Origin of the sequence: Thalassotalea algicola, assembly GCF_012932965.1 — a bacterium.
In the GTDB taxonomy this organism is placed as follows: Bacteria; Pseudomonadota; Gammaproteobacteria; order Enterobacterales; family Alteromonadaceae; genus Thalassotalea_F; species Thalassotalea_F algicola.
The window spans coordinates 851,153-875,425 of record NZ_JABBXH010000001.1; the positions used below are offsets into that span (position 1 = coordinate 851,153).

The 24,273-nt window shown below is 40.1% G+C and carries 23 protein-coding genes; 13 read left to right on the forward strand and 10 right to left on the reverse strand.

Features of this window, described 5'->3' with window-relative positions:
* Nucleotides 1-53: 53 nt before the first annotated feature.
* On the forward strand, nucleotides 54-1,436 hold the full coding sequence (locus HII17_RS03850; protein ID WP_169073971.1) for a sigma-54-dependent transcriptional regulator: 1,383 nt from the start codon (nucleotides 54-56) through the stop codon (nucleotides 1,434-1,436).
* A gap of 17 nt (nucleotides 1,437-1,453) precedes the next feature.
* Complete coding sequence (locus HII17_RS03855; protein ID WP_169073972.1) at nucleotides 1,454-2,788, forward strand: sensor histidine kinase; 1,335 nt, start codon at nucleotides 1,454-1,456, stop codon at nucleotides 2,786-2,788.
* A 39-nt stretch (nucleotides 2,789-2,827) separates the two neighbouring features.
* Here HII17_RS03855 and HII17_RS03860 read toward each other — a convergent pair whose 3' ends face one another.
* The 8 genes from HII17_RS03860 to HII17_RS03895 form a co-directional block, all read right to left on the reverse strand.
* Complete coding sequence (locus HII17_RS03860; protein WP_169073973.1) at nucleotides 2,828-3,589, reverse strand: winged helix-turn-helix transcriptional regulator; 762 nt, start codon at nucleotides 3,587-3,589, stop codon at nucleotides 2,828-2,830.
* Nucleotides 3,590-3,623: 34 nt separating this feature from the next.
* Nucleotides 3,624-4,340, reverse strand: a complete 717-nt coding sequence (locus HII17_RS03865; RefSeq protein WP_169073974.1) for a PepSY domain-containing protein — start codon at nucleotides 4,338-4,340, stop codon at nucleotides 3,624-3,626.
* Complete coding sequence (locus HII17_RS03870) at nucleotides 4,337-5,071, reverse strand: PepSY domain-containing protein (RefSeq protein ID WP_328824454.1); 735 nt, start codon at nucleotides 5,069-5,071, stop codon at nucleotides 4,337-4,339. The genes HII17_RS03865 and HII17_RS03870 overlap by 4 nt, the downstream gene beginning before the upstream one ends.
* 16 nt (nucleotides 5,072-5,087) lie before the next feature.
* Entirely contained in the window at nucleotides 5,088-8,207 is a 3,120-nt protein-coding gene (locus HII17_RS03875; protein WP_169073975.1) for an efflux RND transporter permease subunit, read from the reverse strand.
* 11 nt (nucleotides 8,208-8,218) lie between these two features.
* The gene (locus HII17_RS03880) at nucleotides 8,219-9,748 is read right to left on the reverse strand and encodes an efflux RND transporter periplasmic adaptor subunit (protein WP_211185235.1); all 1,530 of its coding nucleotides are present in this window, start codon (nucleotides 9,746-9,748) and stop codon (nucleotides 8,219-8,221) included.
* Between the two features lie 77 nt (nucleotides 9,749-9,825).
* Nucleotides 9,826-10,137 (reverse strand): hypothetical protein, encoded by a 312-nt coding sequence (locus HII17_RS03885; RefSeq protein ID WP_211185236.1) that lies wholly within the window; start codon nucleotides 10,135-10,137, stop codon nucleotides 9,826-9,828.
* Between the two features lie 117 nt (nucleotides 10,138-10,254).
* Nucleotides 10,255-12,405, reverse strand: coding sequence for a putative bifunctional diguanylate cyclase/phosphodiesterase (locus HII17_RS03890; RefSeq protein WP_169073977.1), 2,151 nt, complete (start codon nucleotides 12,403-12,405; stop codon nucleotides 10,255-10,257).
* Between the two features lie 255 nt (nucleotides 12,406-12,660).
* Nucleotides 12,661-13,056, reverse strand: a complete 396-nt coding sequence (locus HII17_RS03895) for an acyl-CoA thioesterase (RefSeq protein ID WP_169073978.1) — start codon at nucleotides 13,054-13,056, stop codon at nucleotides 12,661-12,663.
* Between the two features lie 152 nt (nucleotides 13,057-13,208).
* Here HII17_RS03895 and ubiE point away from each other — a divergent pair, with 152 nt between their 5' ends.
* The 3 genes from ubiE to ubiB are packed head-to-tail and all read left to right on the forward strand — an operon-like array spanning nucleotide 13,209 to nucleotide 16,302.
* Nucleotides 13,209-13,985 carry a bifunctional demethylmenaquinone methyltransferase/2-methoxy-6-polyprenyl-1,4-benzoquinol methylase UbiE gene (ubiE, locus tag HII17_RS03900; protein WP_169073979.1) on the forward strand — a complete coding sequence of 259 codons (777 nt, stop codon included), beginning with the start codon at nucleotides 13,209-13,211 and terminating at the stop codon, nucleotides 13,983-13,985.
* A 3-nt stretch (nucleotides 13,986-13,988) separates the two neighbouring features.
* Nucleotides 13,989-14,639: a ubiquinone biosynthesis accessory factor UbiJ gene (locus HII17_RS03905; RefSeq protein WP_169073980.1), complete on the forward strand. Its 651-nt coding sequence runs from the start codon at nucleotides 13,989-13,991 to the stop codon at nucleotides 14,637-14,639.
* A 22-nt stretch (nucleotides 14,640-14,661) separates the two neighbouring features.
* On the forward strand, nucleotides 14,662-16,302 hold the full coding sequence (gene ubiB / locus HII17_RS03910) for a ubiquinone biosynthesis regulatory protein kinase UbiB (protein ID WP_169073981.1): 1,641 nt from the start codon (nucleotides 14,662-14,664) through the stop codon (nucleotides 16,300-16,302).
* A 10-nt stretch (nucleotides 16,303-16,312) separates the two neighbouring features.
* Here the strand turns inward: ubiB and HII17_RS03915 are convergent, their stop codons facing one another.
* Nucleotides 16,313-16,936 (reverse strand): GNAT family N-acetyltransferase, encoded by a 624-nt coding sequence (locus tag HII17_RS03915; RefSeq protein ID WP_169073982.1) that lies wholly within the window; start codon nucleotides 16,934-16,936, stop codon nucleotides 16,313-16,315.
* Nucleotides 16,937-17,021: 85 nt separating this feature from the next.
* Between HII17_RS03915 and HII17_RS03920 the strand changes: the two genes are divergently transcribed.
* The 6 genes from HII17_RS03920 (at nucleotide 17,022) to HII17_RS03945 (ending at nucleotide 20,869) form a co-directional block, all read left to right on the forward strand.
* The gene (locus HII17_RS03920; protein WP_169073983.1) at nucleotides 17,022-17,741 is read left to right on the forward strand and encodes a substrate-binding periplasmic protein; all 720 of its coding nucleotides are present in this window, start codon (nucleotides 17,022-17,024) and stop codon (nucleotides 17,739-17,741) included.
* A 106-nt stretch (nucleotides 17,742-17,847) separates the two neighbouring features.
* Nucleotides 17,848-18,555: a DUF1538 domain-containing protein gene (locus HII17_RS03925; protein WP_169074181.1), complete on the forward strand. Its 708-nt coding sequence runs from the start codon at nucleotides 17,848-17,850 to the stop codon at nucleotides 18,553-18,555.
* Nucleotides 18,552-19,361, forward strand: a complete 810-nt coding sequence (locus HII17_RS03930; RefSeq protein ID WP_169073984.1) for a DUF1538 domain-containing protein — start codon at nucleotides 18,552-18,554, stop codon at nucleotides 19,359-19,361. Before HII17_RS03925 ends, HII17_RS03930 begins: the two co-directional genes overlap by 4 nt.
* An 11-nt stretch (nucleotides 19,362-19,372) precedes the next feature.
* Complete coding sequence (locus HII17_RS03935; protein WP_169073985.1) at nucleotides 19,373-19,723, forward strand: P-II family nitrogen regulator; 351 nt, start codon at nucleotides 19,373-19,375, stop codon at nucleotides 19,721-19,723.
* Nucleotides 19,724-19,725: 2 nt separating this feature from the next.
* Nucleotides 19,726-20,124 carry a CBS domain-containing protein gene (locus tag HII17_RS03940; protein WP_169073986.1) on the forward strand — a complete coding sequence of 133 codons (399 nt, stop codon included), beginning with the start codon at nucleotides 19,726-19,728 and terminating at the stop codon, nucleotides 20,122-20,124.
* Between the two features lie 265 nt (nucleotides 20,125-20,389).
* Nucleotides 20,390-20,869, forward strand: coding sequence for a 2TM domain-containing protein (locus HII17_RS03945; protein ID WP_169073987.1), 480 nt, complete (start codon nucleotides 20,390-20,392; stop codon nucleotides 20,867-20,869).
* A gap of 27 nt (nucleotides 20,870-20,896) precedes the next feature.
* Here the strand turns inward: HII17_RS03945 and recQ are convergent, their stop codons facing one another.
* Nucleotides 20,897-22,708 carry a DNA helicase RecQ gene (gene recQ / locus HII17_RS03950; protein ID WP_235938629.1) on the reverse strand — a complete coding sequence of 604 codons (1,812 nt, stop codon included), beginning with the start codon at nucleotides 22,706-22,708 and terminating at the stop codon, nucleotides 20,897-20,899.
* Between the two features lie 129 nt (nucleotides 22,709-22,837).
* Here recQ and HII17_RS03955 point away from each other — a divergent pair, with 129 nt between their 5' ends.
* Together HII17_RS03955 and rarD are read left to right on the forward strand one after the other, a co-directional pair.
* Nucleotides 22,838-23,293 (forward strand): thioesterase family protein, encoded by a 456-nt coding sequence (locus HII17_RS03955; protein WP_169073988.1) that lies wholly within the window; start codon nucleotides 22,838-22,840, stop codon nucleotides 23,291-23,293.
* A gap of 71 nt (nucleotides 23,294-23,364) precedes the next feature.
* Nucleotides 23,365-24,273: an EamA family transporter RarD gene (gene rarD / locus HII17_RS03960; RefSeq protein ID WP_408033875.1), complete on the forward strand. Its 909-nt coding sequence runs from the start codon at nucleotides 23,365-23,367 to the stop codon at nucleotides 24,271-24,273.

Sequence of the window (24,273 nt, forward strand, 5' to 3'; positions counted from 1 at the left end):
CGTGAGCTATACCTTTGGGTATTAAGCTCACTGCCAAAAGGAAGTTACCACCAATGAGCCAGCGACATATATTAATTGCTGATGATGACCACGATATTCTGCTTGCTTTAAAGTTTTTATTAACAAGCGAAAATTACCGCGTCACTTTGGCTTCAACGCCGCTGCAAGTTATAGAATTGGTTAAACAAAACGACTATTCTGCGTTATTGCTTGATCTAAATTTCAACTTAGATACCACCTCTGGCGAAGAAGGTTTGGCGGTTATTGAGCAAATAACAAAGTTAGCGTTAAACCTACCAATTGTCGTGATGACTGGCTGGGCAACCGTAGAACTGGCGGTAGCAGCCATGCAAAAAGGGGCATGCGACTTTGTGCAAAAGCCTTGGGACAATGAACGGTTATTGTCGATAATTCGCAATCAAATTGCTCTAGCGAGTCAAAAGCAAGAAAACGAAAAGTTGAATGTTGAGAACCAGTTACTTAAAGCACAATCTGGCCGTAATCAAGCAATGATTGCAGAGTCGGAGGCAATGCAACAATTGCTTTCAACCGCAGAGCAAGTCGCCAAGAGCGATGTTAATGTTTTAATTACTGGCGAAAATGGCACTGGTAAAAGTCTGTTAGCTGAATATATCCATAATTGCTCAAACCGAGCACAGCATTCGCTAATTCAGGTCAATATGGGCGCAATCGCTGAAAACCTATTTGAAAGTGAAATGTTTGGGCATATTAAAGGCGCTTTTACAGACGCTAGAGAAAACCGCATTGGCCGCTTCGAACTTGCACATCATGGCAGTTTATTCCTTGATGAAATCGGAAATATTCCCATTTCTCAGCAAGCAAAGTTACTGAGGGTGCTTGAATCTCAACAATTTGAACGCGTTGGCTCATCAAAAACTCAGCAGGTTGATGTAAGAATCATTGCCGCAACTAATGCCGATATAGGTTCATTAATTGAAGCTGGCGATTTTAGACAAGATTTGTTTTATCGACTCAATAGCATCGAACTCACATTGCCTTCGTTAGCCAAACGCCAAGCAGACATCATTCCTTTAACTGAGCATTATTTAACACAGTTTTGTCAGAAGTATCAAAAAGACTCTTTCACTATAACTGCGTCAGCTAAGCAAGCATTAATCAGTTACCATTGGCCAGGTAATATACGAGAGCTTAATCACTTAATAGAACGAGCAGTTATATTATCATCCACCAATCAAATAGATATTACGCAATTAAACTTATCGTTAGCATCACAAGAACACCCGTTAGAAACTTGTATAGTTAATGAAACAGAAGAGTTTGATCAACCTTTATCAGCACTCGAAAAAGCAATTATAGAAAGACGTATCGCCCACTTTCATGGCAATATGAGCCAAGCAGCAAAGTCGCTAGGCTTAAGCCGAAGTGCGTTTTACCGCAGAATAGAGAAGTTTTGATAATCAGCGATTACTAGATGGCCAAACAACTACAATTTGAACGACAACTACTAAAATATTTATTGGTAGCAACACTAGTGCCCGCTATCGCATTAGTTATTGCGCTTTGGTACTACGGAGCTTCAAGGTATTTAATCGGCTTAATTATTCTCTCACTTACTTGTTTAACGGGCTTTTGTGCCACCACTTTATATCAAAAAATTACTTTTCAGCTGCGTACCTTGTCTAATTTATTAGAAGGTATGGTGCATGGCGATTACTCACTTAGAGGGCGCAGAGGAAGTAGTGATACCAATAATGCTCTAGGGCAGCTCATTAACCAAATAAATGCCCTCGCCGATACGTTACTTGCACAACGTTATACGGCTACCGAAAGCCAACTTTTAGTGGCCAAAATCATTCAACACATTGACGTATCAATCATCGCTGTTGATGATGAAAAAAATATCGCATTTGTAAACCCTGCAGCAGAAAAACTACTCAATATCACTGAAAGTTCAGTCATTGGAAGTCCGCTAGAATTTATAGGCGGAAAGTCCCTACTTGAAGTTAATAACCATGATGTAGTTAATTTGGAGTTCGCAGGGCAAATAGGTCGTTACCAAGTAATTTGCGACCAATATCGTGAACAAGGGCATCAACACCAATTGTTTTTTATCACCGATGTAAATTTATTATTAAGGGAGCAAGAACGACAGGCTTGGCAAGACTTAATTCGGGTGCTTAGCCACGAAATTAATAATTCTCTTTCGCCGATCGGCTCTTTGGCTAACACACTACAAACATTTACCAAAAAAATTGAAGATAAGGAGCTCAGTGACAACTTCAATGAAGGGTTAACGGTGATCAGTGAAAGGGCGACAAGTTTAAGCCAGTTTATCCAAAGCTATCGGCAGTTAACTCATTTACCTGCGCCTAAAAAAACACCTACGAATATTGGTTTACTGCTAGCCAAATTACCTATTCTTTTTAAACGGCAAGTGACAATTACTTGCTCGGATGATTTAACAGCCAATATTGACCCTGTTCAAATAGAACAAGTGCTTATTAATTTATTGAAAAATGCTGACGAAGCATCGGGAAGTAATTTAGACAAAAGCATAGAAATCATCGTCTCTTCAGGGCTGAATGACTTGCATATTCAAGTCATCGACCAAGGTGTTGGACTAAGCAATTCTAAAAACTTATTTACTCCATTTTATACCACGAAAAAACAAGGCAGTGGCATTGGCTTAGTACTATCAAGGCAGATAGTCGAAGCGCACCAAGGGCAACTTACATTGCAAGATAGAAAAGATGGTTCGGGCTGTATTGCCACAATTCAGTTATTGAAAGGCTCTACGAAAGCATAGCCACGTTAAATCCCTCAATGAACAGATAGGCATTAAAACTCAGCTTGCACTTAATGTCTTAGGGTAATTTAGCGCCATGTGGTTATGTAAAAATACATACCCAACACCGCGAACCGTTTTAAATTTGTCATCGCTACAAACACTAGCAATTTTCTTTCGAATATTACTAATATGTACATCTATTCCTCGGCTTAGCGGGCTATATTTATGACAAAGTACCGTGTTGCACAGTTCAACTTTACTAACGACTTCTCCTGCTCTTTGCATTAAGAGCTGTAAAATATTGAATTCTTTGCTAGTTAGTATGATTTCCTGCTGTTGGCAGTAGACACGACGAACAGCTGGATCTAAAAAAATATCGTTTATATCTAATACTTTGGCAATTGATTTTTGTAACTGACTTAACGCACTTCGTCGCCATATGGCTTGCAGCTTTAATTGGAATTCTTCAGGACAACTATCCAACAAAGTAACGTCATCAGACCCCACTTTATAAGCATCAACCCTTTTGGCGGCATCTTGACCATCGCACATCGCTATTATGGGTAAAGAAAACTGCTGACGAAGTTTAGCAATCAATGCCAAATCCTCAGTATCTAAACTAGAAAAACCTAAAATGAGTGCATCAAAATGTTGTTTCGATAACAGGTAACTAATCAGCTCTGGCAACAAAATAATATTAACTTGCCAACTCGCTGATTGGACAAATGGCATTAACGCATTGTTTAAAGCCAAATTACGGTTAAAGAGTAGTATTTTCTTTTTCAAAGGAAAGTCTTCGTTATGGTTGTTTAATACCATAACGAAACGCTAAGCAATTGGTTGACAGTGCTTGCTATATTTTTAAACGTTGAACGTTTCGTTTAGTGAACGTTACCGCCATAATCATGCCTGAAATAGACAGCCACAGCGCTATTAGGGCAAAGAAAATCATTTGCCAACTATTGAAACTACCAATACGACCATAATCCATAAAATGTAACATTAACATCAAACCAGCAAGCGCCTTGTGATCATTACTATGACCAATCAACCGACCAGAATCTGCCTCAATATATACTTGTGTTGACACTTCATCCGTAAAACTTATTTGCCAGCTCGCATTTTGTTGCTTAGGAAATGCACTCGGCCGAGTTTCGATAATACGGACATCACTAATGTCACCACCTCCACTATAGCTCGCCTGTGCAAGTTCAGCGGCAAATGTTGAGTCTATTTCGATACGATTACCTTGAACTGCATTGACCAATTGATAGCGATTGGGAAAGTGCGCATATAGCCCTTTTTCTAGCGTCACTAAAAAAAAGGGCTTATCCAATAAGGTAATTAATTTTATCGATTGAGCATTGGGGTATTGCGTCAAAACAGACTTAACTGACACTGTTGATGCAATATCTACGACTGTCGGCTTTGTCTTCACTAAATACTGTCGACCTGATGCTTTAGTTGCATCGGCAATATTTAAATAAAGCCCGGAACTCAGCCAAATAATAAGTTGCAAACCAACGATGATCGCCAGCCATTTATGTATTTTTCTGATCACTGACATCATATTGATACTCGGTTATTGGCACTAACCTTACGCTTGTGTTGATAAGGTTTGTAAACGCGAAAGTAAGCCAGAGCCGCCCCTGAAAAAGCGGCAATTAAGCCAAATAATGCAATCCAAAATAATAATTGGTTATCTATTTCACTATCTTGGTAATCCATTACGTGAAAGCGAAACATCCAATCAAACATGCGCCAATATTGATGGCGTTTAGTAACAATGTTTCCTGTTAACGCTGATACATATAAAACTGAGGATTCATTGTCATCGAAAATAATCTGCCATGACGGTAAATGTCGGGCACTAAGTTCAAAAGGCGGAGTTTGTGCAATCAGATTAATCGCGCTAATTGTACCTCCACCTGCATAATAAAACTCGGCTATCTCTTGTGCGGTATCTTGCGTCAAAGGCGATAATAGTGAGCCATCGATTGCTGATACCATGACACGGTTCCCAGAATTTTTTCGCTTAAAACGATAAACTGCTTGCTCAAGTAAATTACCAAGTTCTATTTCAATAGCGTCAGGGTAAGCATTAATCAGTGCAGGCAGAGTGTAATTAACCTTAGTGGCATCAATAGTTATTTGGTGATTCTCAATAAGGCTATCTCCATGAATATAATCGATATCCATAACCACCATATACACACCAGTTATCGACCAGATGACAAACTGAAGGCCTATTAAGGCCATCAGCCATTGGTGGAGCTGTCGACTAAGTTTGTGATACTTCACTAAACTACACCTTTTATTATTTTATTTGTTGTTTGCGCCATAGATAATAAACAACCGGCAAAACTAGTAAAGTAAGTATTAACGCACTTGCCATTCCGCCGACCATAGGTGCAGCGATTCTGCTCATCACTTCACTTCCAGTGCCGCTACCATAAAGTACCGGTAAAAGCCCGACAACTATCGTTGCTACTGTCATCATTACCGGCCTAACGCGCAATGCTGCCCCCTGTATAACCGCTTGTTTTAATTGCTCTGCATCGATACGAGCTAGGTTATCAGTCCTGCCGCATAGTAACGAGTTATACGCCTGATTTAAATACACCAGCATAATGACGCCAATTTCTACCGCAACTCCTGCTAGCGCGATAAACCCTACACCAACAGCTACCGAGTAATTAAACCCTTCAAGGTATAACAGCCAAATCCCGCCAATTAAGGCAAATGGTAAAGTGGCGATAATAATTAACACTTCTGAAAAATTTCTGAAGTTCAGAAATAACAAAACGATAATAATCGCCAAAGTTAATGGCAGTACAAATTTAAGCTTTTCTTGTGCTCGCTCCATATATTGATATTGTCCTGCCCAGTTGATCGAATAACCTGATGGCAATGCAACCTGGTCTGCAATCGCTAGCTTTGCTTGTTCAACATAGCGACCAATATCAACGCCAGCAATGTCGACATAAATCCAGCCATTAATACGAGCATTTTCACTTTTAATCCCCGGAGCGCCTTCTTTGACTTCTATTGAAGCAACATCAGCTAGCACTAGGTGTAGACCTTGTTCCGTTACAATAGGTAATTTTGCTAACGACTCTGGCGAATCTCTATAGCTTTGAGGATAACGTAAATTAATAGGGTACCTTTCTCTTCCCTCTACAGACTGTGCGATATTTCGACCGCCAACCGCCATGCCTAACACTTGCTGAATTTGCTCAATGGTAAGGTTATAGCGAGCGGCTTTTAATCGATCAATTTGAACATCGATGTATCGGCCTCCTGCAACTCGTTCAGCATACACCGACGCAGTACCTTCAACATTATGGAGTACTTTCTCAATTTCAGTAGCGACCTGTTCAATAGTGGCTAATTTATCCCCTGAAACCTTAATACCCACGGGGGTTTTAACCCCAGTTGCTAACATGTCGATTCGCGTTTTAATCGGCATTACCCAAGCATTAGTTAAGCCAGGAAACTTCACTAACTGATCAAACTCTTCCCTTAGCGACTGACTAGTCACACCCGTACGCCATTGCTCGCGAGGTTTTAATTGAATGATAGTTTCGATCATAGTCAATGGTGCTGGATCAGTGGCTGTTTGTGCACGCCCCACTTTGCCAAACACATTTTCAACTTCCGGTACTGTGCGGATAAGCTTGTCTGTTTGTTGTAATAATTCCCGTGCCTTACCTATAGAAATACTCGGATAGGTTGTCGGCATATACATCAAATCTCCTTCATCAAGCGGCGGCATAAACTCACTTCCTATTTTATTAACAGGGCTAAAGCCCCACGCCGTAATGGCTATAGTTAATAGCAAGGTCGTTTTAGGAAAGCTGAGCACTACGCGTAATGCAGGAGTATAAACGGCAACTAATAGACGGTTAATTGGATTCTTATCGGCAGCCATGACTTTACCGCGTATAAAGTAGCCCATGAGCACAGGCACTAAGGTTATGGCCAACCCTGCTGCTGCAGCCATAGCATACGTTTTTGTATAGGCAAGCGGTGCAAACAATCTCCCTTCCTGTGCTTCCAAAATAAAGACGGGCAAAAAGCTAACCGTGATAATTAATAAACTAAAAAATAACGCTGGTCCCACTTCACTTGCTGATTGAGCAACCACCTGCCATCGGTTTTCTTTGGTTAGCGGTGTTTTCTCCATATGTCTATGCATATTTTCAATCATGACGATTGCGCCATCAGTCATGGCACCTATCGCAATAGCTATACCACCTAACGACATAATATTGGCATTAATGCCCTGAAAATACATCACAACAAAGGCGGCAATAATACCCAGAGGTAAACTAATCACCGCAACAATTGAGGAGCGCATGTGAAAAAGAAATACCATACAAACGACAGCAACGACTGCTAACTCTTCCATTAGCTTTTGCCATAAGTTATCTACTGCACGATTAATCAATGATGAGCGATCATAAACAGTCACTATTTCCACGCCGTCAGGCAGGCCTTTTTCAAGCGCCTGCAACTTAGCTTTAACACCTGCTATTGTTTGCGCGGCATTCTCACCAAAACGCATGACAACAATTCCGCCTACCACTTCACCTTCACCATTAAGTTCGGCTATACCGCGACGCATTTGAGGGCCTAATTGAATTTCAGCAACATCTTTAAGGAGAAGCGGAGTACCAGAAATGCTTATACCAAGTGGCGTATTACCAAGATCAGCGGTCGATTTTACATAACCCGCAACGGTCACCATGTATTCAGCTTCAGCCATTTCAATAACAGATGCACCAACCTCTTGGTTACTTTGAACAATTGCGGTATGAATTAGCCCAAGAGGAATGTCATATGCGCGCATCTTTTCAGGGTTAAGCTGTACTTGATACTGTTTGACCATGCCGCCCACCGTCGCAACTTCCGCGACACCTGCCACCGTTTGCAATTCATATTTTAGGAACCAGTTTTGCAAAGAGGTTAATTGGCTTAAATCATGTTGGTTAGTTCGATCTACCAAGGCGTATTGATATACCCAGCCAACGCCAGTTGCATCTGGGCCAAGCTCGGGTTTAGCTTCAGAAGGCAGTGATGGTGTCACTTGTGATAGGTATTCTAGCACTCGCGATCTAGCCCAATACAAATCAGTATCATCATCAAAAATTATGTAAATATATGAATCACCAAAAAAAGAAAAACCTCTTACGGTTTTTGCTCCCGGAACTGATAATAGTGCCGTGGTTAACGGGTAGGTTACTTGATCTTCAACGACTTGCGGCGCCTGACCTGGATAAGTAGTTTTAACTATGACCTGAACATCAGATAAGTCAGGAATAGCATCGACCGGTGTTTGCTTAATCGCGTATAAGCCAGCTACTACTAAAAGCAATGCAAGCAAAAGCACTAATAAGCGATTTTTTACCGACCAATAAATAATATGCGTAATCATGCTCACCGTCCTTAATGCTGATGCGTAGGCATTGAGTGTGCGTGAAGTGTGGTTACCGTAAATTCGCCATCAGATATTTCAAAGGTAAAATCTATTTCGCTACCTTTCGAAAGCATAGTTAGGTCAATATCGTCAGCTAGCATAAACTCCATGGTCGCAGCAGGGCGCTGCCACTTTTCAATCGCTTCTCGAGCGATAGTCACTACTCTACTAGTGGTCTCCAACGCTTGTACGACACCTTTGACTCTTGCTCGACTTACTTCAGTACTCTCGTCCTCCATTGTATTGGAGTTGTCTTGACCAAATCGGCGAAAGTCAGAAGCTATACTAGATTCTGAATCTAATAAAAATTGAGCCGAAATAACCACCTCATCATTTAATTCAACGCCTGAAGTCACGACAATATAGTCATCGTCAAACGCTGCAGTTTCTACTTCAACAGATTTGTATTTACCCTGCTCAAGTGCGACAACGACTCGTTGTTGATGACCAGTTCGGATCAATGCAGCCTTAGGCAATAATAATTGCGACATACGGGGCGATTGATGAATAGTAACCGTTGCATACATATTGGGCTTCAACACTAACTCCTGATTATTAAAGCGTAATCTGACTCTTAGTGTTCGCTGCTGAGGGTCTAGGCTAGGATAAATGTAATCAACCTTCCCTGACCATAGACGGCTTGGTAAATAATCTAATTGCATAGTCACCTTGTCATCAACAGAAACAAAAGGAGCATCACGTTCTAAAACCTGTGCTTCAACCCATACCTGAGACAAGTCACCAATAGACAATAGCGTGGTGTCTGGCTGCACATAAAAACCCTCTCTAATGTTAAGGTTCTCTATCACGCCAGATTGAGGTGCGGTGAATAAAACATATTGCTTCACTTGCTTAGTTTTATGCAATTGCTCGATGGTGGAGCTTGGTATATGTAAGGCTTCAAGACGACTTTTTGCTGCATCAACCAAACGTTTTTCATTAGAGCTAACCGCTAATAAGTATTCTTCTTGCGCATTAACAAGCTCCGGAGAATAAAGCTCATAAAGTGGCGCACCTTGTTCAACATGCTCACCTGTCGCTTTAACATAGAGCTTTTCAAGCCAACCAGCGATACGCGGATGAACGTGGATCAATCGCTCTTCATCATATCGAACAACGCCAATAGTATTGATTTCAGGTTTTAATTTACCTAGTGTCACTTTTGCTGTTCGTACGCCTAGGTTTTGAACAACTCCTGGAGAAATCGACACAACTCCTGCATCATCAAATTCACTATTATCTTCTTGATAAACAGGGACTAGATCCATCCCCATTGGAGATTTACCCGGTTGGTCCCGACGAAAGTTAGCGTCCATTGGAGCAACCCAATATAAAGGCTTTTGCTCTTGGCTATTTTGCAGTTCGTCAATAGACGAACTGCCATTCTGTTGGCCAATAAAGAAATAGCTTGCAGCAGCACCTAGTATTGCGGCGATAACAACAAGTACAAGTGTATTTATTCGGCCACGAGTTGCCGAAATAGGATTTAAAACATTCATAAAACTTAACCTAAAAACTATATAACTAGCACGATGTGCAAGTGCTAAAGGGAATTCTGGATAGATCTATCCTAGGGTTAAGCGAGAATGGGTGGTTTATAGGCTAAGTCCTGTAACTGGACAAGACGGCCTTCATTAAAGTGAATTGGAACTTCTTGGGTTAATTCAAATACCGGGATTTGTGCACTAAACATCGCAATGGAAGCTGAGCTACTACAGCTGGAAATTTGACATTGGCAAAGCGTTTTACAACAGTCCATTTCTTCCATTTCCATCATGGCATGATGATCCATTTCAATAGAATGCTGGTGTTGGGCAGACTGAGATTTACACTCATGATCGACACTAGCTTGGGGTTGCCCCACAGCTAAAGATATCAAAAAAATCATGAATAAAATCTGTTTCATCATACCAAAATATCGCTTTGATTTTCGAAGCTAAGGGTACCTACCTAAAGTTTATTTCGCAATACTAATTGTAATCAATTAACTGCAAATGTAACACCACTAGTATTCAAACCATTTTTCTGGTCTATGGTGATAGTAGCCTTGAGCAAATTCAATCCCTAGTTCTATAAGATGCTCTTGAGTCGCTTTATCTTCAACAAATTCAGCAATGCAGTCTTTACCCATTTCTTTGGCGAGTTTGTGCATGGTTTCAACAAATACTTGGTTTAAACGGTTATTGCAAATGTCTTTAATAAAGCTGCCATCAATTTTTATGTGATGAACAGGAAGTTGCTGTAAATAACTGAAAGATGATAAGCCACTACCAAAATCATCTAACGAAAATTCACAGCCCATTTCTGACATTTGACCAATGAATTTAGTTGCCGATTCTAAGTGAGTTATTGCGTAAGTTTCAGTGATTTCAAAGCCTATCCGGTTAGGGTTAATATGATATTTTTCAAACATATTACTGACGAATTCTTTAATATCTTTATCTGCTAATGTAATACCAGACAAATTAATACTGTAATGGCCATTATCTCCTGTATCAGCAATGCTTTTACACGTTGCTTCTATAACCCAGCGATCTAATTTAGTGATTAAGCCAAACTTCTCACAAGCAGGAATAAAGTGATCGGGTGGAATAATTTCATCTTGTCGACTCTTAAGCCTGACTAATACTTCATATTTGGGAATATTAATATCACCTTGCAGCGCATTAATATGTTGACGATATAGCATAAAGCGATTTTCATTAAGTGCTGCATCTATGTCTTTAATGACTGACATTTCTTGTGCGTGTTGTATCAGCGCTTGGTCATCACTTTGGTATAACTGCGCGCGATTGCGACCTTTCTCTTTCGCAATTCGAACTGCCTGCGCTAGAGAATTAAAAATTCGCTCTCTTGAGATCTGATCTGTATCGATATGCAAAACACCGATGCTAGCAGTTAGCTTTATTAACGACTCTTCGGTGACATAACTTAAATCATTAATAAACTGTTTAAGTTTATTGGCACAAGCTTGCGCATGCTCGAACGATAAATCAGGCACTAAAATCGCAAACTCATCATTACCTAAACGACTACATGCCACATTTTCTGGTAGGTAGCGCTTAAGCTCAATTGATAAAAAGTTTAAAACGCTATCTCCTACTGCATAGCCGTAACCATTATTAATAAGCTGGAACTGGTCAATATCAACTAAGAGCACAACGCCATGGGTAGGGTTATCTTTTGCTTGGCTTATAAAGTTAGTTAAGCTCTGCTCAAAGGTCGCTCGATTCATCAACCCCGTTAGCGCATCATGTGTAGCGTTGAATTCCAACGCCTTTTTAATCGCATAATGCGAGCGTGCTCGTTGGCGCTGGAACAAGTAAAACGCTAGAATAATTGCACTCGCAAACAGCCATAAAATTAGTGCTTTAATAACACTTTTAACTAAAATGGAGGATTGGTAATTAGGTTCTTGTCGGATAGCCAGTTGCCAGCGGGTTCCAGGTATTTCTTTCACAAAACTAAACATTTGTACTTCTTCGGCACTCATTTCAATACCCGCTATATGTTCATCTGTAGTGGTTGTAGTGCTTAACTCTATTTTTCCGATTAAATCAGTACGCAGTAAGAAAAGTTCTTGATGTGGTAATTGGTATTTAATTAAAAGAGATTCAAAAACCGTAGTATTAAACGCTACAAAAAAGTACCAGCCCTGTTTACCAGGGATATTCAGAGGTTCTAATAAATCATAATGAATGCTATTGCTACTACGATGCAAAAACAAATGCTCTTGGCTACCGACGTCAACTGTGGTTCTAATTTCGTCCTTACAGTCATCAAGAAAGTCACCCGTGATATGCTTTAGCACTCCTTGCGCATTGTTGTCGATAATGGCAAATAGCCTTAAATCACTAAACTGATTTTTCATCAGTTTTAGCAATTGCATATATTCTTCTTTACTAGCTAGCGGCCCTTTATTTGCTAATGCTGCAATTTGCGTATAGTTTTGTCCTTGAAAATGAATTACGTCAGTACGTAATTGAGCCAAATATTCTTGATAATCAGCTAAAACACTGTCGGTAACTGATTTCATTAAGGCATGTTGATAGCTTTTGTGTAATTGAACAGAGGAATACGCATTCCAAAGCACCAGCGCTAAAAAAATTAAGCTGGTTAATAAAATAGTCCGACGAGATGCAATGATTTCTTTCATTCGCTTAGCTGGAACGCTCAAAAACTACCTCAAATTTAGTGAGCCAATACGCTCTGATTAGGTTTTTACTTTAACTAACCATATTTGAGCGAATATATTCAATATTATGTTTTACCTTAAAATCCGTGGCGTAGTGCTCTTACCACCTTAATTTATAGCAGGAAATAAAAATACTGCCAGCAGAGGTAAGCAATTATAAAACAGCCAGTTATCAATATTTTTGCAAGAGCTAATTAAATGTATCGCTGAAACTCGCTATTCTTCAAAGTAGCCATGTGGAACTGGCTTCATCGATTCTGGATCAACACATACAAAAGTCACATCATGTACTTCACATATCACACAATGAGTAGACTTATTACGCACTAAAACATCAACCGTAATGGAGGTTCGGCCAAGATTTTTAGTTTTCATGCCAAACTCAATGATATTGCCCTTAAAGGCTGGCGAGCGGAAATTAATTTCACCAAAGCGTGCTGTCACCATCGTCATATCGTCTTTATTACCTAGCTGACACTTGGCATAGATGTATAGCTCTTCATCAATCCACGACATCATAGTGCCACCAAATAAGGTATTGTTATGATTGAGGTTACCCGTTTGAACCAAACGACGACCGTAAAACACCCATTCTTGAGACTGCTCGTTCATAAAGACTACCGAAACTTATAAGGACAAAGAGCATATTTTAGCACAGATGTTTGATCCGCATTGATAAATGGCGAAGTTTGCTGTGTTGTTGCTGATTTTAACTTTTGCATGCAGTACACTAGCGTCAACTTGACAGAGTAAGCGAATAATTCATGTCGGAACAGCAACAAAACAATACAAATTCTAGCGAAAATCAAACGCATTTTGGTTATCAAACCATTGATAAAAAAGATAAAGAATCGCTGGTTGCCGGAGTATTTCACTCTGTAGCGCAACAATATGACATTATGAATGATTTGATGTCATTTGGTGTTCATCGTTTATGGAAACGTTTTACCATAGATGCATCAGGTGTCCGCCCAGGCAATAATGTATTGGATTTGGCTGGCGGTACCGGTGATTTAACGGCAAAATTTTCGCAGCTGGTTGGCAAAGACGGCAAAGTGATATTAGCGGATATCAACAGCTCAATGCTCAATGTTGGTCGCGATAAATTGCGAGATAAAGGTTTAGTTCAGAATATTGAATATGTTCAAGCCAATGCCGAGTACTTACCTTTTGAAGAAAACACATTTGATATTGTTACTATCGCATTTGGTCTTCGAAACGTAACCAATAAAGATCGTGCATTACAATCAATCTACCGCGTGTTAAAGCCTGGTGGACGCTTACTAGTTTTAGAGTTTTCCAAACCAGAACACGAATTGCTAAATAAAGCTTACGACTTTTACTCATTCAATATTTTGCCGAAAATGGGCGAATTTGTTGCAAAAGACGGCGACAGTTACCAATATCTAGCCGAATCAATTCGTATGCACCCTGATCAGGAAACGTTAAAAACAATGATGGAAGACGCTGGGTTTGAACAAGCCACTTATCACAACCTAACAGGTGGCATTGTAGCACTTCATAAAGGGTACAAGTTCTAAACTATGAATACCTTTATGCACCCGCAATTGTTTTGCAGTGTTATAGAAGTCATTGCCAACAAAGCTATCGAGCTAAGCAAAAGTTCAGCAAATGCGTTGGCACAATTATCTGAAAAATCCTTAATACTTAGTTTAAGTGAACTTGGTTTTGCGATTCAGCTACAAGTTATCGACGATAAGCTATTAGTAACTAGCCCTAAAAGCGACACTAATGAGCCACCGGCAACTGCTGATTGCATAATCACCACTAGCCTGTCTACCCTTCATGAGATTAAAAGTGAGCACCAACTTACTGAGTTAATCAAGCAAGATAAACTCGATATTCAAGGTGATATCAAAGTTGCACAAAAGCTCGCAGCATTGATAGAAAATATTGATATTGATTGGCCCGCAGAGCTTGAAAAGCATATAGGTGATATCGCCACTCACAAACTCATCACGCTTGCCAAAAATATAAGTCACAAAGCTAAATTTGCTAAAAAGCAAATCACAAGTGATGCTAGTGAATATTTAGTCCACGAGCAAAAATTAGTTGTGGCAAAACACGAATTATCTCGTTTACTACTTGGTATTAACGAAAGTGAACAACAAGTATCTATACTTGAACAGCGAGTATTAGCGTTAACTAATAAGTTAGAATCGGTAAGCAACTAACTGCTTAATATGGAAAGCTCACGTGCGTAGTATTCGAATATACAAAATAATCAAAACATTTCTTCAATATGGGCTTGATGAGCTACTGCCAAGAAATGCTATTCCTTGGTACGTCAAAATTGCTCGAATAGCGGTATTTTGGCTACGGAATAAACATAAAGATAAAACAAAAGCACAACGATTTCGCCTTGCCATTGAGTCGTTAGGGCCAGTATTTATTAAATTCGGGCAAATGTTATCAACTAGGCGAGATTTATTGCCTCAGAAGTTCGCCGAAGAATTAGCATTATTGCAAGATCAGGTTCCACCGTTTGATGGTGAACTGTCGTTGAAACTAATTAAACAGGCAATAGGCGAAGTTGAATTTGAGCAACACTTTAAAGATTTCAATACTCAATCACTAGCTTCCGCTTCGATTGCGCAAGTACATACCGCTACCTTGCTTGACGAGCAACAACAAGCACATGAAGTCGTCATTAAAGTACTACGCCCAGGTATCGAAAAAATTATTCTGGCAGACTTAAAAGTCATGCTGATGTTTGCTGGCATCGTTGCTAAATGGTTACCTGATGGCAAGCGCTTACGTCCGAAAGAAGTGGTTAATGAATACAAGAAAACCATACTTGATGAACTCGATTTAAACCGAGAAGCAGCAAATGCCATTCAATTAAAACGCAACTTCTCACTAGACCGACCGCAAGATCACCACCTGTATGTACCTGAAATTTACAGCAGTTTTTCTCATAAAAATGTATTAGTAATGGAGCGTATTTACGGAATAGGTGTCGGTGAAGTTGAAACATTGACCCAGCTTGGTGTCGATATGAAATTACTTGCTGAGCGCGGCGTAGAAGTATTTTTCACCCAAGTCTTTCGAGACAGTTTTTTTCATGCAGATATGCACCCTGGTAACGTTTTTGTTGATGCGACTAACCCCGCAGATCCAACTTGGATAGCAATCGATTGCGGTATCGTCGGCACATTAAATAAAGAAGATAAGCGCTATTTAGCAGAAAATTTTGTGGCATTTTTTAATCGTGATTATCGCAAAGTTGCACAATTACATGTTGATTCGGGCTGGGTGCCTAGAAACACAAGTGTCGATGAGTTTGAATTTGCTATACGAACAGTATGCGAGCCAATTTTCAATAAACCGTTAGCGGAAATTTCATTCGGCCAAGTATTAGTCAATTTATTTAATACTGCTAGACGCTTTAATATGGAAGTGCAACCACAGCTTGTTCTGCTGCAAAAAACCCTACTTTATATTGAGGGTTTAGGTCGTCAGCTTTATCCGCAACTCGACTTATGGCAGACCGCAAAACCGTTTTTAGAAAATTGGGTACAGGAGCAAATGGGAGTTAAAGCAGTCTTTAACAAAGTAAAAGATAACCTCCCATTTTGGAATGAGAAGCTCCCTGAAATTCCTGACTTAATTTACGATTACTTAAATTCAGGTAAGCAGAACCATATAAAACAAATTGAATTACTCAGTAAAATTAGCCAACAGCAACAATCTAAATCTGCTCAGTTAAGCTTTTCGATTTTATCTGCAGGTGCCATGGTAACTACTGCATTATTAGCAAGCCAGGCCATGTTAATACCAGCGTCGGGGTTTGCAGTAGCTGCACTACTATTTATGGTTAAGGCCCTCAAAGCATAATTTTCTGGAATTACTTGAGTATCAACTCCATGTAATCATGGCTAACACCTTTGCCATAGGTACTGTTCAGGTTCCCTACATGGTGACTTTGAGTAATAAAGCCCAAACGTTGATATAGCGCTTTCGCTTTAGGGTTAGTCTCGGCAACATCTAAACAAACATGACTAAAACCAAGTGCTTGTGCTTGGTTTACTGCATACTCAATTAATTGTCTGCCGACCCCTAAGCCCTGACAAGATTCAGACACAGCCAAATTGTGAATACACAATCGGTTCCTAACAGTCGGTTTGACGATTTGTTCAAATTTCAACCCTCGCACTAGCACTTTCAAGGCATCAACAAGAGAGTAATAGCGAAGAATATTAGTCAGAGCTGACCAAGCATAAGGCCAATTATTGTTAGGTTGACGTAAACCAAGCAAACCAATAACACGATCACCTTGGCACGCGACAAAATGGCTACTAAATCCAAACTCACCACCACCTCGCAAATAGGCTTCTCGTAGAAATTCTAGTGCTTGATTTGAAGACTGCTGAGAAAATACATAGCGATATGCTTCAGGGCCAGCACTGAACATCAAAGGAATAACATCCTCTACGTCGCTTGCATATGTTGGGCGTATATAAATTTTCATAATATTCAATCAAGTAATCTATACTTAAAACGTTACGTCTTTAAATATCACACCATTAATAAGAAAAGTACTGGCGGGAGCATTTTTGTTGCTGCTATTAAATAATCCGTTAGCTTTTTCACAAAAACATCAGGAGTTGTCGTTAGCCACTACGGCTTGGTGTCCCTATACCTGCAATTTTGAACCATTTGAATTTGGTATTATTGGTCATTACATCACGCAAGTATTAGCCAAACATAATATAAACGTACATATACAAAGCTACCCTTGGTCTAGAGCGATAAATTTAGCAAATTCTGGTGCGGTTGACGGTTTGCTAACTGCGATTAAAAGTGAAGCACCGAATTTACTCTTAACCGACACCCCTATTACCGACTATCAAGTTTGCTTCTTTACACGTAACAACCAAGATTGGCGCTATAAAATACCACTTGATTTCACAGGTATGCGATTAGGGGTTATTCAAGATTATGGATATGGAGAGCCTTTAGATTCCTACATTTTAAAAAGCTCCGCAGAATCATTAGTCATTAAAATTTCAGGCGATTTAGGGACTAAGCGTTTAGTGGACATGTTGTTAAATGACCGTATTGATATATTTGTTGAAGATAAAAAAGTAGTTGCATGGCAACTGGCACAGCACAATACGTCACAGTCATTTTTGCGCAATGCAGGCTGCTTACCCAAACAGCCATTCTATTTGGCACTTTATCCGAATGACAAAAATAGACGCCTTATTGATTTGCTAAATCAGTTACTTGAAGATGAAGAAAATCAGCAAACATTACAAAGCCTATTCCAATAGAGATTTGTTTTAAATCAAGGTAAAAAAATGAATTTTTGCTAAGTTTAATTAAAATTATGCGATAGGAGCTCGCTTGCAACAAACCATTAAGAAACTGACTGGATTTATGCTTGGCAGTATTAGGGACTTAGCTCCGATTATTGCTGTTATCCTATTTTTCCAGCTGGCTATCATCCAACAACCTTTACCTAATGTTGCGCAAGTATTAATAGGGGTCTTGTTTGTATTGCTCGGTCTGACATTTTTTATTCATGGCTTAGAGCAAGGTTTATTTCCTATTGGTGAATCAATGGCCCATGCCTTCGCTAAGAAAGGCAGTGTTTTTTGGTTATTGATATTCGCATTTGCGCTGGGATTTGGCACGACTGTCGCTGAGCCCGCCCTAATTGCCGTAGCCGCAGAAGCAGCAAAAGTAGCAGCTGTTGGCGAAATGATTGCCAATACTGAACAGGCGATGGATGAATATGCGAATGGTTTACGGCTTACCGTAGCATTCTCTGTAGGTCTCGCCATTGTCTTAGGTGTTTTCCGAATTTTAAAAGGCTGGCCAATTCAGTGGCTCATTATTGGCGGGTATGTACTAGTTGTTATAATGACTATGTTTGCACCTGTAGAAATTATCGGTATTGCCTATGATTCAGGCGGTGTCACTACATCAACCATTACTGTGCCGCTAGTGACGGCATTAGGTGTTGGCCTCGCGTCTTCAATTAAAGGTCGAAATCCAATGATTGATGGTTTTGGCTTGATTGCTATGGCATCGCTAACGCCAATGATCTTTGTAATGGCATACGGCATGGTGATGCTGTCATGATCGGTGAATTATTTACACACCTTTGGCAAACCGTTGTTGGCACTATCAGTGACGTATTACCGATAGCCGCTATCATTTTTGGCTTCCAATTTGCTGTTATACGTCAACCAGTTCCAAATTTCAGTAAAGTTATTTTTGGCTTTATTTGGGTGTTAGTAGGCCTATCATTTTTCTTAGTAGGCCTTGAGTTAGCGCTATTCCCATTAGGAAAGCTAATGGCTCAGCAATTAACCGACCCAGTGTTTATTGCCGGAGGTGAAATCATTGAAGCCGCTAAGGCGACCATCAACTTATCATGGCAAGACTATGGTTGGGTTTACCTGTTTGCTTTTTTAATTGGCTTTAGTACGACCATAGCCGAGCCTTCATTGATTGCTGTGGCGATTAAAGCCAATGAAGTTTCCGGTGGAGCAATTGGCGTATGGGGATTAAGAATTTCAGTGGCAATAGGTGTTGCCGTTGGCATTTCTTTGGGTTGCTATCGTATTGTTGTTGGTGACCCTATTCATTGGTATATCATCGCTGGCTATATTATCGTGGTCATTCAAACCATGTTCGCGCCAAAACTCATTATACCTTTGGCTTATGATTCTGGTGGTGTCACCACCTCTACAGTTACTGTACCTTTGGTTGCAGCACTAGGACTAGGTTTAGCAGAAACCGTTCCTGGTCGCAGCCCGTTAATTGATGGCTTTGGCTTAATCGCCTTTGCTAGCTTGTTTCCTATCATGTCGGTAATGGCCTACGCACAATTATCACAATGGTTAACTGAACGAAAACAAGCCAATAAAAGCGAAAATCGCTAAGGATATTATAAATGCGTTTTAAAATGATCATCGTATTTACTGAAGATAGTAGAACCGAGAAAATAATGGATGCTGCACGAGAAGCAGGCGCTACTGGCGCAACAGTTATAAATAACGCTCGTGGAGAAGGTCTAAATAAGTCGACCACCTTTTTTGGCTTAACCTTAGATACCCAGCGAGACGTTTTATTGTTTTTAGTTGAAGAGCATATGAGCCGACACATTCTAGAAGAAATTGCTAGGGTCGGAAAATTTGAAGAAAAACCAGGCACTGGTATCGCATTCCAAGTAGATGTTGAAGATGCGGTTGGCGTCAATCATCAAATTAGTCAATTAACTTCCAGCGTGGAGAATGAGCTGTGAATATGAAAACCAAAGTCAATGCAAAAGAAGTAATGACTCAAAGCTTTGTTAAGCTTGATGGCATGCAAACTGTTCGTGAAGCACTAAATGCCATGAAGGAAAACAACACACAAGTCATTATTGTAAACAAACGCGATCAGCATGATGCTTTCGGCATACTATTGCTTGCAGACATTGCAAAACAAGTACTCGCCAAAGATAGGTCGCTTGATAGAGTCAATATCTATGAAGTCATGTCAAAGCCTGTTGTATCCGTTCCACCTGAAATGGATATTCGTTATTGCGCACGCTTGTTTGACAAGTTTGGCTTAAGTTGTGCACCTGTTATTGAGTCAGAAGAAGTCTTAGGTCTAGTTGGCTATCAAGAATTATTGATGAAAGCATTTGACGAGTTCGAATAGCGTAAATGTAAATAATTTTGAAGTGCCATTAACTTTCTAATCGTGCTAACACTTTTAAAAAAGCTGCTATCTTGCGGCTTTTTTTTGCTTAATCAAGCTCGCTACGCCACAGTCAGGTGTTTATAATCAAATAATAATTACTGTAAAATTAATCGTAACTCATTGTTATTATTAAAGTGTCGTGTTTGTGTCAGCTGTATGACGTGGTAAAAACTACCTTAGTTATCCAAGATGGCTATTCAAACGACAGCAAGGAAAAGTTTAAATGATTGTTAAAAAATTACGATTGAAACGTGGATGGTCACAGGAACAATTATCCCAGTTATCGGGGTTAAGTGTCCGTACTATTCAGCGAATCGAACGCGGCCAAACTGCCGGACTAGAATCGTTAAAGTCTTTAGCTGCTGTTTTTGAAGTGGAACTCAACATACTGCAACAGGAGACATCTGAGATGACAACATCGTCTGATAACTTAGCCGTGACACTCGAAGAAAAACGCGCAATGGAATATGTACAAGGTTTAAAAGATTTTTATGGCCATTTAGCCGCTTACATCATTGTTATTCCGGCACTTATAGCGCTTAATTTATTTTTAACACCACAATATCAGTGGTTTTGGTTTCCAATGCTTGGTTGGGGGGTTGGTCTTGCGATTCATGCTGCGACAACTTTTCAAATTTTCAGTCTATTTGATGCTGAATGGGAGAAAAAGCAAATTGAAAAGCGTCTAGGGCGACGCTTATAAAGTTGTTGTTTACTATCTAACCGCAGGTTATCTGCTTTGGTGGGCCTTAATTAACGACAAAAAAGGCTCGCCATAGCGCGCTAATTTAGTATCGCCTACACCACTTACTGTCAACATTTGATGGTTATTGGTTGGTTGAATGCGGGCAAGTTCAGATAGTGTCGCGTCATTAAAGACGATAAATGGAGCAACATCTTCGGCATCAGCAATTTCTTTTCGTAATGAGCGTAATTTAGCAAATAGCTTTCTGTCATACTGTTTGGTTGCCGAGGATTGTCGCCAGTAACTCGCTTTTTGCAAACGCGGAGAGGCAAGCATTAATCGCTCTTCGGCCTTTAATACACTTCGTGCCGCCTCGGTTAGTTTCAAATGAGACTGTTGAGCAATGTCTTGCTGTAAATACCCCAAATGAATTAATTGACGAATAATAGCAAACCAATAGCTAGGTGTTTTCTCTTTTCCTATACCGAACGTTGATACATTCTCATGACCATTTTTTTGCACTAAAGGCGATATTTGCCCTCTAAGAATAGTTACCAAATACTGCACATCACCTTTTTGCTCAATGCGAAACACACAAGATAGTACTTTTTGAGCGACTTCTGTTGCATCAAATTCGGTTGGCGGATCTAAGCAAATATCACAATTCCCACAACGCTGTTTTGTAAATTCCGCAAAATAATTAAGCACCACTTGTCGACGGCAGGTTTGGGCATCTACAAAATCGGTCATTGCTTGAAAGCGCTGAAGCTCTACTTGAGCACGTTGCTCGTTTTCATGTTCACTAATACGCTTTTTAATACGCGCCATATCTTGTTCATCACACAAGAACAACGCTTCTGCAGGCAAACCATCACGACCAGCACGACCAATTTCTTGATAATAAGACTCTATCGTACGCGGCGGTTCAAAATGAATAACATATCGAACATTGAGCTTATTAATCCCTAATCCAAAAGCAACCGTAGCAATAACGACCTGTACGTTATCTTTTGTAAAGCCATCTTGTACAACACCACGAATATCTGCCTCCATTCCCGCATGGTAGGCAGCGCAATTAACACCAGACTTAGCTAAAAATTCACTGAGCTTTTCCACTTGCCAGCGGCTACTACAATAGACAATGCCGGAGTCATCTTTTCGCTGCTTAATATAGGACAAAATTTGTTTTTGACCGTTATATTTTTCAGCCAAGGTAAAGCGAATATTAGGGCGATCAAAGCTATCTAGGTGCACATAGGGGTCAATAAAACCCAACTGGTTAAGAATATCTTTACGGGTCGTAACATCAGCAGTTGCGGTTAGCGCCATCACTGGAATATGCGGAAAATACTGTTTTAAACAGCCTAATTGGGTATATGCGCGCCTAAAATCATGTCCCCACTGGGAAATACAGTGCGCTTCATCGATGGCAAATAGCTTAATCGGGAGGCTCTGCAATCCTTGCAAAAAGTAATGCTGTGTAAGTCGCTCTGGTGCAACATACAGCAATTTTATTTTGCCAGCATTTAAACGCTGAAAAATATCATTGACCTGTTCGGTACTAAGCGAAGAGTTTACATAAGCGGCGCTAATACCTTGCCTTGTCAAACTATCAACTTGATCTTTCATCAAAGAAATTAGCGGCGATACAACAATGGTAATACCATCAAGCAAAGTAGCAGGTAACTGATAACATAACGACTTACCACCTCCAGTAGGCATTAACACTAAGCAGTCACGACCAGACATTACTTGTTTAATAATGTCTGCTTGGCCATTGCGAAATGTTGTGTAACCGAAGTGGTGTTTAAGGGAATCAAGCAATTGCGCTTCATTCAATTGGCTGGCGTCAGTCAAGTGTTATCCAAGTTATTATTTATCGCTGGCATTTTATCGTAATGGCGAGGGATTCCCTAGCCAGAAGTTAACAATTTTTCAAAAAGCTGCTAGGCTGTTTGTCAGATCAGACCAGATAGTTCATTGCTTATGGATAAAGAACAAATATTTCAGTACCTTGCTGAGAGTTGGAATAAAAACATGCCATTTAACCAATTGCTCGGTTTTGAAATTACTCGATTTGACGATAAGCAAGCTGAAATTTCATTTCGCTGGGATGACAAGCTAATCGGTAATCCTATTCAAAAAATATTACATGGCGGTGTAACCGCAGCAGTGCTCGATGTCGCTGGTGGCGTAGTTGCAGCAGCTAATGTCATAGCGAATTTAGATGAAATAACCCCTGAATCAGTACAGGAAAACATCAGAAAATTAGGCACCATAGACTTGCGCACAGATTTCTTACGTCCTGGCCGAGGAGAGCATTTTGTTGCTACAGCGCATATCATTCGAAGTGGTAGCAAAGTCGCAGTAGCACGTATGGAGTTACATAACGAAAACGGTGACCATATCGCTTTTGGTACCGGCACTTATATGGTTGGTTAACCAGCTTTGCTAGTGTATGCCAGGGGGCTATGCTAGAATTCGCCGCCTTTAAATAGCTATTGATAATGCCAATGTCAGCACAACAAAGCGATTCTTCGAATTCAGGTGTAATTAACGCCATTTTTGCTTACTTGATGTGGGGATTTGCACCGCTTTATTTTAAGCTACTGGTCGATGTTGGTTCAGTCGAAATCCTAGTACACCGAGTTATTTGGTCTACAGTGCTATTACTCTTGATAGTAATAGCAATAAAAAAGTGGCGTCAATTTACCCTAATACTGGCAGACACTAAATTACTCTTCAAGCTCACCATTACCGCCGTCATCTTAGCCAGCAATTGGTTTTTATTTATTTGGGCGGTAAACAATGATCACTTACTTGATGCTAGCTTAGGTTATTACATTAACCCACTGCTTAATGTTGCACTCGGTATGATTTTTCTGGGCGAGCGTTTAAGGAAATGGCAGTCATTCGCCGTTGCTCTTGCTGTGATTGGTGTTGGTATTCAAGTTGTTATGCTTGGTACATTGCCAGTTATTTCGTTATTACTTGCTGGTACCTTTGGCGTTTACGGGTTAATACGTAAAAAACTACACGTAGACTCTTTTGTTGGCCTATTGGTAGAGTCGCTAATGATGCTACCTATCGCACTTATCTATTGGCTATGGTTTATCGATAGTCCAACCGGCAACATGCTCGAAAATAGTGGCCACTTAAATATTATTTTAATCCTAGCTGGTGTAGTTACAACGGCACCACTACTATGCTTTACCGCAGCAGCTAAACGTTTAACGTTAGCTGCATTAGGTTTCTTTCAGTACATAGGGCCTAGTATAATGTTTTTACTTGCAACCTTTTTGTATCAAGAACCTTTAGCACCAGCCAAACTCGCAACCTTTGCTTTCATCTGGACGGCGTTAGTTGTTTTTAGTCTCGACTCATTGAAAGCCAGAAAGCAACGAAAGACAAAAAACGCCTAG